The sequence below is a fragment of the Poriferisphaera corsica genome (genome assembly GCF_007747445.1).
In the GTDB taxonomy this organism is placed as follows: domain Bacteria; phylum Planctomycetota; class Phycisphaerae; order Phycisphaerales; family Phycisphaeraceae; genus Poriferisphaera; species Poriferisphaera corsica.
Genome location: NZ_CP036425.1, coordinates 1,617,859 through 1,631,669, shown reverse-complemented (window position 1 = coordinate 1,631,669; position 13,811 = coordinate 1,617,859). Strand labels below are relative to the sequence as shown.

Here is a 13,811-nt window from a genome sequence, read left to right as displayed (position 1 = left end):
ACCGCCAATCACTGAAAAATTTAGCATTATCGGCCTTGAAACGACCGCAATTTCCTAAAAAAAAGATTTGCCGCATCATACGTTAGTTCATGATTCAACATCGGCTTGATATCGCCATCCACAAACAAGCTTTCCGAAACACCCATCAACGCCGCAAAAACCGCTCGCACCGCCCCAGACCCAATGCTCAACCGCCTCACACCAATCTCATTCAATCTCTCAAAATCATGAAATGCTGGATTCGCAATCGTATTCAACGGCACATCAATCCCCTCGACCAATTCCTTCACAATATCTTCACTCAACGCACCGGGAATGAACACACAATCCGCACCCGCATTCGCAAATGCGTTACCACGTTCAATCGCCAACCCAAGACGGCTCGACTCTACACCAATCTTCAGCCAGTAAGCACATGTTCGAGCATTAATGACAAATGGAATCCCCAAATCTGTCTTAACTTCACGAATCGCCTCGATCACTTCAATCTGTCGGCTCAGATCCTCAAGCCTTGCATTACGCCCATTCACAGACGGATACCCATCCTCAATATTAATCCCCACAGCCCCCGCTTCTATGATCCGCGCAACATTGCGTTTGATGCCTTCAATGTGACTGCTATACCCCAATTCCATATCCACTGACACCGGCAACCCAACCCGGGACGTCATCTGCTTCGTCACATAACACAAATCATCGATTGTAATTTGCTCACCATCCGCATACCCCATCGCATACGCAATCCCCGCACTAGTCGTACCGATCGCTTTAAAACCTTGCTTTTCAAATACGACCGCCGACCCACCGTTCCAAGCATTGGGCAAAACGAACATCTCATTCGCCCTGTGCAGTGATTGGAAAGTTTCTGCCAGATAAATCTGTCTCTGCAAGTCCATTTTGTCGCTCAACCCTGAAAATGAATTCATACGTCATCTAAAAATCACGCGACAACACCGCATCCGCCATGCTCAACATTAATTCTTGTGCTGCAGACTTTGGCAGGCAAGCTATGATGCTCTCTTTCGCTTCCTCAATCAATTTCGAAGCCACATCACGTGCATATTCAACCGATGCATGCTCACGCAGATCGATCGCGATCTGCCCAACATGCTTCTCTCTCTCCGCAACATCCAGCTCCGGGTTTGACAACCGCTTCAACACTTCCACCATCTTCGCCGCGTCCTCAGCCGAACTCGTTTCCCGATAATGAATCAAAGGCAAAGTTAATTTCGACTTCTCAAGATCTCGCCCAAGCGACTTACCAACCGTCTGCTCATCGCCCGTCAGATCAAGCACATCATCCACAATCTGGAAAGCAATCCCAAGCTTCTCCCCGTACCCATACAACGTTTCACAAACCGCCTCATCGACCCCATTAATATACCCTGCCAATTTGCAGCACATACCGCACAAAGAAGCTGTTTTTCTTCGGATTATTTCAAAATATGCGGATTCACTAAGCGCAAAATTGCCACGGTTATGAAGCTGATAAAGCTCCCCCTCACAAACCGTATTCGTCGCAAATGCAATCATCCGCGCCAACTCAGCATCTGGCAACGATGAACACAGATGGTAAGCATGTGAGATCAGATAATCCCCCAGCATGACCGCGGTCTCATTCGTCGTCAGATTGTTAATCGTCTTACCTCGCCGCCGAATCTCAGCATCATCCAAGATGTCATCATGCACCAGTGTTGCCATATGCACCATCTCAGCAACCGTCGCAATAATACGGTGCGCATCGCTCGTCGATGCAGCCTCCCCATCTTCCTTAGGGCAAGCCAACGCGGAGACTAGCACCAGCGTAGGCCGCAGCATTTTTCCACGGTACCGTTCGATATGCGCAGCAAGATCATTCACGCATTCCAGATCAGAACGCAATTCCTCTGCAAACCTCGCCTCAACATCAGCGAGATCTTCGCCTAACTGCTCAATGATCAAACTGTCCTGTTGTGCCAACACCAGCATGAAAATAGCACCTTCTACAAGCCGCATACCCGCGGCGGATCATATCGAACCCTGATTGTAATCGTGTTTGGGGTTCTTTGCCTAGTCAGGACTATTTTCTTCAAAACATACATCAATTAGCAGACCTCTCAGTCCGATATAACTTTTATGAGTTGACAACCCCGCCACGCACCTTTAGAACACACTTTCTCAGTTCACATATCACAAAAGAGTGTGTAACTCTCCTCAAATGCGGGTAAACTGATGTCAGCCGTGGTTTTATGCCTAATATGTCTATAAACGCATCAAGGCAGTTTTTAATTTCCGAAGAAGCAGGCCATTACCTGCCATTACCGAGCTTTTATGACGGATCAGTCTTCACAATCACAGACCGGAGCAGACACACTTCTGGGGCGACTCGTTGTCGAACGAGGCCTCGCTACCGATCAAGAAGTCGATATCTGTGTCAAACGCCAAAAAGAAGCACTCGAAGACTCCGACCCAAATCAGAGTTCCCTTGCCCAGCTTCTCATCAGAGAAGGCCACGTCACAAAAAAACAAATCGAACGCCTCATGCCCGAAATCGAGGAACAAAAGGTCAGCCGCCAAATCCCCGGCTACCAGATCCTCGGAAAACTCGGCGCAGGCGCCATGGCCACCGTCTACAAAGCCCGTCAAATCTCTCTCGACCGCCTCGTTGCCATTAAAGTCCTGCCCAAAAAATACACACGCAATCAGGACTTCATCAACCGCTTCTACGCCGAAGGCCGCGCCGCCGCGAAACTCAATCACCCCAACATTGTCGGCGCACTCGACGTCGGCCGCGCCGGTGACACCCACTACTTCGTCATGGAATACGTCAAAGGCAAAAGCGTATTCGAGGAAATGAACGACAACGGCATCTACTCCGAAAAAAATGCCCTCAACATCGGCATCCAGATCGCCAAAGCACTCCACCACGCACACCAAGCCGGCTTCATCCACCGCGATGTCAAACCGAAAAATATCATGATCACTACTGATAGTGTCGCAAAGCTCGCCGATATGGGCCTCGCCCGCGCGATCGAAGACCGCGACGCAGCCGAAGCCGAATCCGGCAAAGCCTTCGGCACACCCTACTACATCTCACCCGAACAAATCCGTGGCGAAGTTGACGTCGACTTCCGCGCTGACCTTTACGGGCTCGGCGCAACCATGTACCACATGGTCACTGGCTCCGTACCTTTCGACGGGCCAAACCCCTCTGCCGTCATGCACAAACACCTCAAACAAGAACTCGTCCCGCCAGACCACATCACCAAAGAACTCACCACCGGCATCTGCGAAATCATCGAAGTATGCATGGCCAAAGACCGTGACAAACGCTACGGCTCCGCCTCCGAACTCGTCGAAGACCTTGAAGCAGTTCTTTTGGGCGACGCACCCATTCACGCTAGAAATAAATTCGACATCTCCTCTTGGGCCGCACTCGACAACAGCGAAGCCACAACACGCGACGAACTCGCCAACATCGAACACCGATCCGAAAAACCCCTCGCCGAACGCCCGCTCTTCTGGATTGCACTCGCTGGCTGGATCTTCGTTTTCATCCTCATCGTCATTCTCGTCGTCATGGCACCCCGCTAACCCATCTCTTCACACAAACACAATCACGACATATTCAAATCTTGGGAATAGTCGATCGCTATCCGCCAGTTATACCGATGGTACGTGATGGTTGGCATCACAACCGGGTAAACACGACTTTCATGCAGACGTCCTTAATGCATTACCCAATGACAGCATACCGAGGCTAATATGAGTGATCGTACCGAAGAACAGCGAATGAAAAAACAAGGGCGGCTCGGATGGCTGCTCCTGCTTCTCGCCTGCATTGGTGTCATTTTCGCCGTCCAAACACGTCAATATTACCTCAAAAACAACGAAAAAATCCCCTGGGTTCTCAACTACGAACAAGGCCTCAAGCAAGCCCGCAATTCCAACATCCCCGCCATGATCGAGTTCACGTCCCCCTCTTGCCCCGCATGTGTTGCCATGAAAATCAACGTCTTTTCTGATCAGAAAACCGCCGACACGATCACACGCAACGTCATCCCTATCCGCTTGGACATCACCGAACTAGACGTCCAGCAAGCCAATCAGCTCGCTACCATGTACGAAATTTGGGCCACCCCCACCTACCTCATCCTCAACAACAAGGGCCACGTCGTCGCCCGCCAAGAAGGCGCCATGGATAAGCAGCAATTCGCCGAATGGGTCACATTATCGGCCCAAAACGCCGCCCCCAAACAACCCATCCCATAACGCCTTTCCCATTCATTCACTCTGTATCAACTATACCGTTTCATTTGCTCACATTGCGGCTAAACCTTATTGCCTTTCTTGAGCAAACATGAGATCACTGCGCTATCATCACTTAACACCACCTACGCTATTCATCGTTGAAAGGGTTCCAGCAATGTCTTCTCCACTCCGTTCTCTTGTTGAATGTGGCACTAAGCTATGGTTAGACTCCATTGATCCAGATGAAATCCAACTCAATAAAAAACGCGGCGCCACCGGCGCAACCTCCAATCCCATCATCATTTCAAAACTCATCAACACCGGCCGCTTCGACAGCGTCATGCAACAACTCTTCCAGCAAGGCTTCGACGACAACGCCGTCGCTTGGCAGATGACCGACAAACTCGTCTCCCTCGCACAAAAAGAATTCATCTCAACCTGGGAACGCACCCTCGGAAACGATGGCTACGTCTCCTTCGAACTCGACCCACTCCTCGAAGACAATCAACTCGGCCCATCCCACGAAGAACGTGTCCGAAAGTACATCGAACTCGGTAAAAAATGGTCCGCCAGCCAAAAAAATCGCATGATCAAAGTCCCCGCCACCGCCGCAGGCCTCGACGCGCTCGAAGATCTCGCCGCTGCAGGCATCACCATCAACGTCACACTTATCTTCACTGAACGCCAATACGAGATCGCTCGCGAAAACCTATGGCGAGGACGCCAACGCTTCGGCCAACTCGATAACTTCAAATCAGTCTATTCCATCTTCGTTTCACGTGTCGATGTCTACACCGAACAACACGTCACCAACCTCACACCACAAGCGCAAGGCCTTGTCGGCATTGTCAATGCAAAACGCATCTGGTCTTCAAACCAAGCATGGTGGCGCGAGAAAAAACTACCGCTCGAGCAGGAAATCATCTTCGCAAGTACCGGCACCAAGAACCCTCAAGATTCACCCGACAAATACGTCGAAGCCCTCGCCGGCAGCGACATCCAAACCAATCCGCCCGAAACGAACGACGCTGTCGAGAAGCTCGGTAAATCCTATATGCGGCGAGTCAACCAACTCCCAGCCTCCGAAATCCTCAACGACATCGATCATAAAGTCGACATGACGCTACTCGAAGAAACACTCATGCGCGAAGGCACCGAAAAATTCGCCGACCCATTCAAACAACTACTCAGCAACATCGCTGAAAAACGACGCAAACTTGCCGTCGCCTAACAATCCAAACAAACACACCGAATTGTCCAACAGGGCGTGATGAGCAAACGGTGTCACTCGAAAGAGTAAGGAGTTCAAGCCTACCCATTTGGGTAGGCTTTTTTAATTCGCTCAAACTCAATAATTATCTTGTCAATCATTGAACATTTATTATACTCGACATTACCGGGGACAATTTTTGGGCAAAATCTGTATTGATCTTCCACATCAGTACAGCAGAGTTAAGCCGTTGTTCGGCCGCGCTTCTGGAATGGGTTAGGCGGGGGATTAAGCGGGGGGGGGGGAATCCAACTGCATCCTCGTCATGATGGATCAGTTAAAGCTGGGACGGGAGGGGATGCAAAGGATTCGAGGGAGGGATTCAAAATGGGGGGAGGGATAGGGGAAAAGGGGGGGGATGGTTTTCCGGGGGCAACCCCAATGGGGTTGCCTCAACCCAAGGCAACAACATGATCATTGCATCATCTTCAACATCCACACAACCATGTTGTGAGCACACCATGAATACACGCGAAAACACCAACATTCGTAACACAACGCTGGCAGCTTGCATTGCACTCTTAATTTCTTGCCTATCAATTGGCTGCCAATCCTTCACACCGCCACTTAACGACACGCAACAGCAAACCGTTCACCCAAACCTCAATAACCCCAACAAATACGTCATGGCATACTTCCCCGAATGGGGCGGTATCTACGGCGACTACACCGTTGCCGACATCCCCGCACAAAACCTCACCCATATCTTCTACGCCTTCGCGAAACTTCACGCCGATGGCTCCGTCACCGTAGACTCCAAAGAAAAAGCCCTCGACCACATTTACCCTGTTGATAAAGGTACGCCAGGCGTTAGGGGCCACCTCAATCAACTCATCGAACTTAAAAAACAATACCCACACCTCAAAACCCTCATCTCCATCGGCGGCTGGGAACTCTCCATGCACTTCTCCTCACTCGCCACCACCGAACAAGGCCGGCAAACCCTCGCACAAAACGCCGTCGAATTTATGCGTAAATATCAATTTGATGGCATCGACATCGACTGGGAATTCCCCGTCTCAGGCAGCAAATACAAAGACAAACAACGCCCCGAAGACAAACAAAACTTCACACTGCTCATGCAAGACATCCGCGACGAAATGGATCGCTTCCAGTCACAAGACCAAAAACAATACCTGCTCACTGCTGCTGTAACTGTAGGCGTTTTCCGTCAGAAACATCTTGAGCTCGAAAAACTCGCCAACATCTTCGACTTCGTCAACGTCATGGTCTACGACATGCACGGCCGCTGGGTCAAAGACCAAACCGGCCATCTCTCAGCTCTCTACCCAAGTAGCGCCGCCGGCGGTATCAACCAAAACATCAATGGCGACAACGGCATTCAAGGTTACCTAACCCGTGGCTTCAAGCCCGAACAAGTCATGATGGGCGCACCACTCTACGCCGCAGGTTGGCGTGGCGTCTCCCACAAAGACAACGGCATCTCACAACCCGCAAAATCCCTCGCCTTCGGCGTCACCGAGCACAAAGGCTATTGGGAATGGCGATCTATCGTCAAACTTCTCCTCGAAGATCGCTCCCATGAGTTCCAACTCAAACTCGATCCCGAAGCCAAAGCCGCCTACGTCTGGGCCCCAACCGTCGATGGCGGCACCTGGATAACATGCCCCAGCCGTGAATCCTTCCAAGCCAAAATCGACTACGTCAACCAACACAACCTCGGCGGCATGTTCTTCTGGGACGTCTCAAACGACCTCAACGACCAATCCCACCCACAAGCCCTCATCAACTTCACAGCCGACCAACTCCTCCGCAACAAACAACCATAAACCTCATTTAGCAAAAACAACCTATTCGCCAACTGTCCCAGCTCGAATGTTCTGCATAATAACCAGCATCGAGCTGGTTTTTTGCGCATTCATCGCACGTCCCCCAATACCACATACACCGTATATCCGCACACATAAATGGGAATCCTCACCACTTTCCTCTCATTTTTCGTAGCCATAGATTGTTACAATTGAGCCAAGTCATAACGTCAGTTGGATCAACCTGAAACTTAATCTCACACAGGAACCTCAAATGTTCTTAGACACACTCTCTCGAAGCTGGGAATACGCAAAGTGCTCCTACCGCGTCATCTGGGATCACAAACAACTCACAATCTTCCCCATCATCTCCGGCATCGCCACCATACTCGTCTCCGCTAGCTTCCTCGGCCCACTCTTCCTCACCGGCACCGCGCAATCTTGGCTAGAACTCATGGACTCCTCAAACACAGCACAAGCCACACCCGCAACACACATCGCCATCTGGACCACCACCTTCCTCTTCTACTTCTGCAACTACTTCGTCATCGTCTTCTTCAACACCGCCCTCACCGCCTGCGCCATGCAGGTCGTTTCAGGCGAACCCCCATCCATCTCACACGGCTTCGGCATCGCCTCCAAACGCCTACCCCAAATCTTCGGCTGGGCACTCCTTTCCGCCGTCATCGGCGTCATCCTCAAAGCCATCGAAAACTCAAACGAAAAAGTCGGCGCCTTCATCAGTTCAATCCTCGGCATGGCATGGACCGCAATCACCTACTTCGTCGTCCCCACACTCGTCATCGAGGGCTCCGGCCCCATCACCAGCGTCAAACGCTCTCTCTCCATACTCAAAGACAACTGGGGCACTGCCCTCGTCGGCAACTTCTCCATGGGCTGGGTCGGCCTCCTTCTCATGATCCCCGGCATCCTAATCGGTGGCATCATCCTTTTCCTCGGCGCAGGCGCCGCATCCTCCGGCCTACTCATCGGACTCGGCATCGCCATCATCGTCCTCACCGTCCTCATCGTCTCCATCTGGAGTTCCGCAGCCGACGTCGTATTTAAAGCAATTTTGTACAATTACGCGACAGGCAAATCTGTCCCTCAAAACCTCAACCCACAGATGTTCCAAGACGCCTTCAGATCACGTAATTAACCACACCTATGCCTCTAATTCTCGCTTCTGATCCAAACCTCAACCTCTCACACATTCTCACACCACCAAACCACACATTTTTACAGCGAGAATTTTTCATAAAATCAGGATTCGGCTTGACCTAGAAGCCCTCAGGGTTGATACTTGGAGCCATATAAAGGGCCGCTCTGGTCCGAAGAATAATCCTCCATTCGAGTCGACGGAGTGTAGACGCATGAAATCACTGTTGTTCCGGTCGTTGATCGTCCTTGGCATGCTCGGACTGGTTGCATGCCAGTCAGCGCAATCCAGCAAGGCTTCCGCACCTGCTAAAAAGGCTGCTAAAGCACCTGCCGCTAAACTTCTCATCACACCTCAAGCCGCCGTTGATCTCGGCTACTCCACTGCCTGGCATCAGGCCGTCAACGCTTCAAACGCGGACCCCGTTACCGCAACTTCCGTTCTCGACGACAAAATGCTTGTCGTCATCCAAGGTGCCAGCCGTGTCATCACCGCGATCGACATCAACAACGGCAGCGTCATCTGGAAAAAACGCATCGAACGAAGCGGCAACCTTTACCCTGCATCCAAACTCGAGGAATACATCCTCGTAAACAACGAAGCTGAAGCCTTCCTGCTCAACGAGCAAACCGGCGAAATTGTTAACATCATCAAGCTTCCTCATGTGTCCTCCACCGGCGCAACCATCATCGACGACCGCGCCATCTTCGGCACAATCACCGGCCTCGTCTACTCGATGGACCTCCTACGCAACATCGAACTCTGGGGCTACAAATTCCACAGCGAAATCAAAGCGCCAATCGCTCAAGCCGACCAATCGCTCGTCATCGCTGACATCCGCGGCATCTTCGGCAAAGTCTCTGGCCTCGACGGAACCATGCTTTTCCGCGAGAAAACCTTTGGCCCCATCGTCGCCAAGCCCGCCGTCAACGACCTCTCAATCTTCATCGCAAGTGAAGACCAATTCGTCTACGCTCTCAACCGCACCGATGGCGTTGAACAATGGAAACGCCCATTCGGCACGCCTCTCAAACACGACCCAATGGCCATCGGCCTCTCCGTCTACCTCCCAGTCAATGGCGACGGGCTCTACGCTCTCGACGCTCTGACAGGCGAAATCAAGTGGAAGAAGAACTCATCCATCTACGCCATCACTGGTGACGACAACTCCGTCCTCGTAGCACAGCCAAACGTTCTTGCCGTCTTGGACGCAAAAACAGGCGACATCCTCCGTGCAGCTCCTGCTCACAGAATCCTCAAAGCCACACCACTCAAAGATGACAACCTCATCCTCATTGGCCGCAACGGCGACATCATCAAACTCAACAAACGCTAAATCACACATCCAACTACAAAATCCACACGGTCACCGGACAGCATCTAAAATGCTCACCCGCGTGACCGTTTTTCTTGCCAGATGGACACCACTCAACAGTTAGCTAGAATCGGATAACAATCGTAAATAAAAGCAATACCAGCATCACTGGCCATCAGCCAGCGCAGTAAATACAAGGATCAACCACCATGAGTGAGCTTGTCAAAATTAAAACCGCCCTCGTCTCCGTGAGCGACAAAACCGACCTCGTCGCTTTCGCGAAACGACTCATCAGCCACAACGTCCGCATCGTCTCAACCGGCGGCACCGCCAAATCCCTCATCGAAGCTGGCATCGACGTCACACCCATCTCCGAACTCACCGGCTTCCCCGAAATGATGGATGGACGCGTCAAAACACTCCACCCCAAAGTTCACGGCGGCCTCCTCGCTCTTCGCGACAAAGAAGACCACGTCAAAGCACTCAAAGACCACGAAATCACGCCCATCGATCTCGTCTGCGTCAACCTCTACCCCTTCGAATCTACCGTCGCACAAGAAGGCGTCACCGACCCCGAAGCCATTGAGCAAATCGATATCGGCGGCCCATGTATGATCCGCTCCTCAGCCAAAAACCACCGCTTCGTCACCTGCGTCACCGATCCCAAACAATACGACCGCATCTGTAACGATATGGACGACAACGCCGGCTCCACAACCTTCAACCTCCGCCGCGAACTCGCCGCCGCCGCATTCACACGCACCGCCGAGTACGACACCGCCATCAGCTCATGGATGACAAACCGCTGGAACGTCACAACCTAACCAGGCTTGCGTGCGTTCCTTAACTCATTCCCCTAATACAATTTCTCACCCCTCAAACGCCACACAACCGATAACAACCTAGGCCAATACAACCCCTGATTCCGCTTATTTGGCAGGGGTTTTTTCATGCCCAACCTCATCCCCTCCTCATCACGCAAAACGCATCAATCATTGACAGATCTTTCGAAATGCTTATCGTTGAACTGTTTGGTACTGACTTACATTGTTCACAATCTTCACGCAACGCTAACACGTTTCCCGATTGTGCGGCACACGAGATCTAGAGAAAGCCAGACGCTTGCACGCGGACAAGCGCAGCAATCTAAGTCACACTTCCACATTACATTCACGATACTTTACTGGGTTGACGACTCATGGCTCTTATGACCTTGCTGACAACAGCCGGCGGTGTTGCATTGATTCTTTTCGGCGTCCGATTTCTCCGAAAAGGACTCGACCGACTCTTCGGCCCCAAACTCGCTCGATGGATGCAATCCGTCGGAGACTCCCGCATCAAGTCCTTCTTCATGGGCCTCGGCATCTCCGTGCTCGCACCCTCCTCCATCACCATGTCCATCCTCTCCGTCCAGTCCGTACAAGCCGGACACATGACCGCTCGCCAAATGCTCGCCGTCATCCTCGGCGCAGACGTCGGACTCACCGTCATGGTGCTCCTCATCGCACTACGACTCGAACTCTACGCCCCCGTCCTCATCTTCCTCGGCGTACTCCTCTTCCAATTCACCAAAGCAAACAACTCCCGAGGCGTCGGACAACTCCTCCTCTCACTCGGCTTCATCTTCACCGGCATCGGCACCATCTCCGCCGCCGCGCAACAGTTCACCCCCTCTACCGAATTCATCGAACTCGTCCGCGTCCTCTCGCACTACCCCATCGGCATCGCCATCATGGCCGCCCTCCTCACCGTCGCCATGCAATCCTCCACCGCCGCCATCGCACTCCTCATCGGCCTCTCCAGCCTCACCGCCGCAGACGGCCAGTCCCTCTTCGGACTCGACACCTGCATCGCCGTCGTCGTCGGCGCAAACGTCGGCATCGGTGTCAGTACCACCATCGTCGGTTGGCCTCAGGTTGAATCCCGCCGGCTCGGCTTCGGCAACCTCGCCGCTAAAACCATCATCGCCACCGCCATCCTCATCGCCCTACCCTTCGTCGCCGACCTCATCGCCGACATCCCCACCACACTCGACAAACAAATCGCCGCAACACACACCGGCTTCAACGTCCTCATGGCCATCGTCTTCTTCCCATTCATCGGACTCATCGACACCTTCACACAACGCGTCATCCCCACACCCCCCATCCGCGAATCCGACGCCTTCGGCCCGCGCTACATCAACCCCAAACTCGTCGACGAAGCCGGACTCGCCACAGGCCAATCGCTCCGCGAAATCCTCCGCGTCTCCGAACTCGTCCGCCGCATGCTCGACGACCTGTGGCTCGCCTTTAAAGACCGCGACATCCGCAACGCCCGACAGATCCAGGAACAAGACGACAAAGTCGACCTCCTCGACGCAGAGATCAAACGCTACCTCGCCAAAGTCTCCAACGCCGACAACTCCGAAGCCACCGCCAACGAAATCATCCGCCAACTCGATTACCTCAACGAGCTCGAAACCATCGGCGACATCATCGACAAAAACCTCGCGGAAATCGTCATCAAACGCTGCCGCGAAAACATCTCCTTCACACCCGAAGGCTGGTCAGAACTCAAAGACTTCTACACCAAAGTTGCTGAAAACGTCCTCATCGCAGAGACCGCTTTCGCAACCTCCGACCGTGTCCTCGCCCAACGACTCCTCCGCCACAAAGAACGCCTCCGCGATATCGAACGTGAACTCCGCGATCAACACTTCGCCCGCCTCTCCACCGGCGTACAACTCACACACGAATCCTCAGCCGTCCACCTCGACATGCTCACCCACCTCAAATCCATCAACTCCTGCGTCACCCACGTCGCCTACGCCATCATCAAACACCACGAAGTATCCTAACCTCACAAATTCCCCAAACACTTATCACATAATCACGCAAGCCCATCCATCATCTGAAACCTTGTCTATTAAGTGGCATAATAAACGTGGTAAAGACGTTTTAGGATTTCCTACTATTCTCACAGCTTTCTGTCTACAAAGTACCAACATACCTGCAACTAATTGCACGTATAGCCCATATGTCATCTTCATATCACTTTTTAATTACCTGACGCCAGAATTCACAACTGTTAATCAATAACATCACTCTCGAATAACTAGGCCAATTGTGTAAATTCAATACAGCCTCTCAACAGCCTCTCAATATATACCTCGGCTCTGAACGCGACAGTATTTGTTTTCAATAAAAGTTAAAAGCTTCAGCAAAGCTAATCGTCATTATTTCACTCAGATAACCATAGATATGCTGCCGACATATCGCACCAAGCGATTGCATATAACATAAGGACTTTATGATGATCCACCCCATACTGCGCCCCCTTCTAGGCGTTCTTTCAGTCGCTGCAATACCTGTTACTACGTACGCTGCGCCTGTTGCATTTGAAGTCACCGGCACAATCTCTGGAATAACAAATACCGGCGACCAACAACATGTCTTAAGCGATGCAACGGTCGGCGACGTCGCCTCCTTCAGAGTCGTCTACGATCCCACATTCGGCGAAGTGACCATCAACCAATACTTTTATGGCGACCTCGATGGTACTAACCTAATCGCTTCTGTTTCTCTTCAGTCAGGCGACCAAAGCTATGAATTCGTTGAAGGGCGTGATAATGTTTACAATTCTATCCGCCAAATAGATGACCGGTTCAGCGGTGTCGAGGATGCACTCTTTTTCATTGCTGACTCTACAGGAGACGCTCCTGCTTACTCCAACGGTAACTTCCCACCTGACCGCGCAATCATCGCATTAACCTACGACGTAGACACCTTCGGCGCATACGACGACTTTGGTGTCCGCTTCGAACCGCTACGCACCGAATCCAGCACAAGTGATTTTTTCGTTTATGGCGAAGATGGTTCTTACACCAGAATCTCATTCAATGCAGACAGCATCAGCCTACTTGATACGCCCCTCAGCGTTATACCACCAAACATCGTTGATCCACCAACAGCCGTACCAACACCTGCCGCAATAGGTGGCTTCGTATTACTCTTACCACTTCTGCTTAAACGTCAGCATAATAACTAAAGCTACAAACAGCATTCATCCTAGATTTCTTCGGAATCC

The 13,811-nt window shown here is 51.8% G+C and carries 11 protein-coding genes; 9 read left to right on the top strand and 2 right to left on the bottom strand.

Annotated elements, in window-relative coordinates; all coding sequences use genetic code 11:
• Positions 1-26 precede the first annotated feature (26 nt).
• Together KS4_RS06555 and KS4_RS06550 are read right to left on the bottom strand one after the other, a co-directional pair.
• The gene (locus KS4_RS06555; protein WP_200761648.1) at positions 27-896 is read right to left on the bottom strand and encodes an isocitrate lyase/PEP mutase family protein; all 870 of its coding nucleotides are present in this window, start codon (positions 894-896) and stop codon (positions 27-29) included.
• A gap of 37 nt (positions 897-933) precedes the next feature.
• Positions 934-1,995 (bottom strand): polyprenyl synthetase family protein, encoded by a 1,062-nt coding sequence (locus KS4_RS06550; RefSeq protein ID WP_145076296.1) that lies wholly within the window; start codon positions 1,993-1,995, stop codon positions 934-936.
• Positions 1,996-2,310: 315 nt separating this feature from the next.
• Between KS4_RS06550 and KS4_RS06545 the strand changes: the two genes are divergently transcribed.
• The 9 genes from KS4_RS06545 (at position 2,311) to KS4_RS06505 (ending at position 13,772) form a co-directional block, all read left to right on the top strand.
• Positions 2,311-3,573 carry a serine/threonine protein kinase gene (locus KS4_RS06545; protein ID WP_145076294.1) on the top strand — a complete coding sequence of 421 codons (1,263 nt, stop codon included), beginning with the start codon at positions 2,311-2,313 and terminating at the stop codon, positions 3,571-3,573.
• Between the two features lie 171 nt (positions 3,574-3,744).
• Positions 3,745-4,251 carry a thioredoxin family protein gene (locus KS4_RS06540; protein ID WP_145076292.1) on the top strand — a complete coding sequence of 169 codons (507 nt, stop codon included), beginning with the start codon at positions 3,745-3,747 and terminating at the stop codon, positions 4,249-4,251.
• 154 nt (positions 4,252-4,405) lie between these two features.
• Positions 4,406-5,461, top strand: a complete 1,056-nt coding sequence (locus KS4_RS06535) for a transaldolase family protein (RefSeq protein ID WP_145076290.1) — start codon at positions 4,406-4,408, stop codon at positions 5,459-5,461.
• 500 nt (positions 5,462-5,961) lie between these two features.
• Positions 5,962-7,290: a glycoside hydrolase family 18 protein gene (locus KS4_RS06530; protein ID WP_200761647.1), complete on the top strand. Its 1,329-nt coding sequence runs from the start codon at positions 5,962-5,964 to the stop codon at positions 7,288-7,290.
• A gap of 253 nt (positions 7,291-7,543) precedes the next feature.
• Positions 7,544-8,428 (top strand): DUF6159 family protein, encoded by an 885-nt coding sequence (locus KS4_RS06525; protein ID WP_145076287.1) that lies wholly within the window; start codon positions 7,544-7,546, stop codon positions 8,426-8,428.
• A gap of 214 nt (positions 8,429-8,642) precedes the next feature.
• Positions 8,643-9,764, top strand: a complete 1,122-nt coding sequence (locus KS4_RS06520) for an outer membrane protein assembly factor BamB family protein (RefSeq protein WP_145076285.1) — start codon at positions 8,643-8,645, stop codon at positions 9,762-9,764.
• Positions 9,765-9,952: 188 nt separating this feature from the next.
• Entirely contained in the window at positions 9,953-10,567 is a 615-nt protein-coding gene (locus KS4_RS06515) for an IMP cyclohydrolase (protein WP_145076283.1), read from the top strand.
• A 374-nt stretch (positions 10,568-10,941) separates the two neighbouring features.
• The gene (locus KS4_RS06510) at positions 10,942-12,582 is read left to right on the top strand and encodes a Na/Pi cotransporter family protein (RefSeq protein WP_145076280.1); all 1,641 of its coding nucleotides are present in this window, start codon (positions 10,942-10,944) and stop codon (positions 12,580-12,582) included.
• 452 nt (positions 12,583-13,034) lie between these two features.
• A complete protein-coding gene (locus tag KS4_RS06505) occupies positions 13,035-13,772 on the top strand; it encodes a hypothetical protein (RefSeq protein ID WP_145076278.1) in 738 nt (245 codons plus the stop codon).
• Positions 13,773-13,811 lie beyond the last annotated feature (39 nt).

Bases quoted from the DNA above. Each gene is read 5' to 3' on its own strand.
- KS4_RS06555 (WP_200761648.1), bottom strand. From the start codon at position 896: ATGGACTTGCAGAGACAGATTTATCTGGCAGAAACTTTCCAATCACTG.
- KS4_RS06550 (WP_145076296.1), bottom strand. From the start codon at position 1,995: ATGCGGCTTGTAGAAGGTGCTATTTTCATGCTGGTGTTGGCACAACAG.
- KS4_RS06545 (WP_145076294.1), top strand. From the start codon at position 2,311: ATGACGGATCAGTCTTCACAATCACAGACCGGAGCAGACACACTTCTG.
- KS4_RS06540 (WP_145076292.1), top strand. From the start codon at position 3,745: ATGAGTGATCGTACCGAAGAACAGCGAATGAAAAAACAAGGGCGGCTC.
- KS4_RS06535 (WP_145076290.1), top strand. From the start codon at position 4,406: ATGTCTTCTCCACTCCGTTCTCTTGTTGAATGTGGCACTAAGCTATGG.
- KS4_RS06530 (WP_200761647.1), top strand. From the start codon at position 5,962: ATGAATACACGCGAAAACACCAACATTCGTAACACAACGCTGGCAGCT.
- KS4_RS06525 (WP_145076287.1), top strand. From the start codon at position 7,544: ATGTTCTTAGACACACTCTCTCGAAGCTGGGAATACGCAAAGTGCTCC.
- KS4_RS06520 (WP_145076285.1), top strand. From the start codon at position 8,643: ATGAAATCACTGTTGTTCCGGTCGTTGATCGTCCTTGGCATGCTCGGA.
- KS4_RS06515 (WP_145076283.1), top strand. From the start codon at position 9,953: ATGAGTGAGCTTGTCAAAATTAAAACCGCCCTCGTCTCCGTGAGCGAC.
- KS4_RS06510 (WP_145076280.1), top strand. From the start codon at position 10,942: ATGGCTCTTATGACCTTGCTGACAACAGCCGGCGGTGTTGCATTGATT.
- KS4_RS06505 (WP_145076278.1), top strand. From the start codon at position 13,035: ATGATGATCCACCCCATACTGCGCCCCCTTCTAGGCGTTCTTTCAGTC.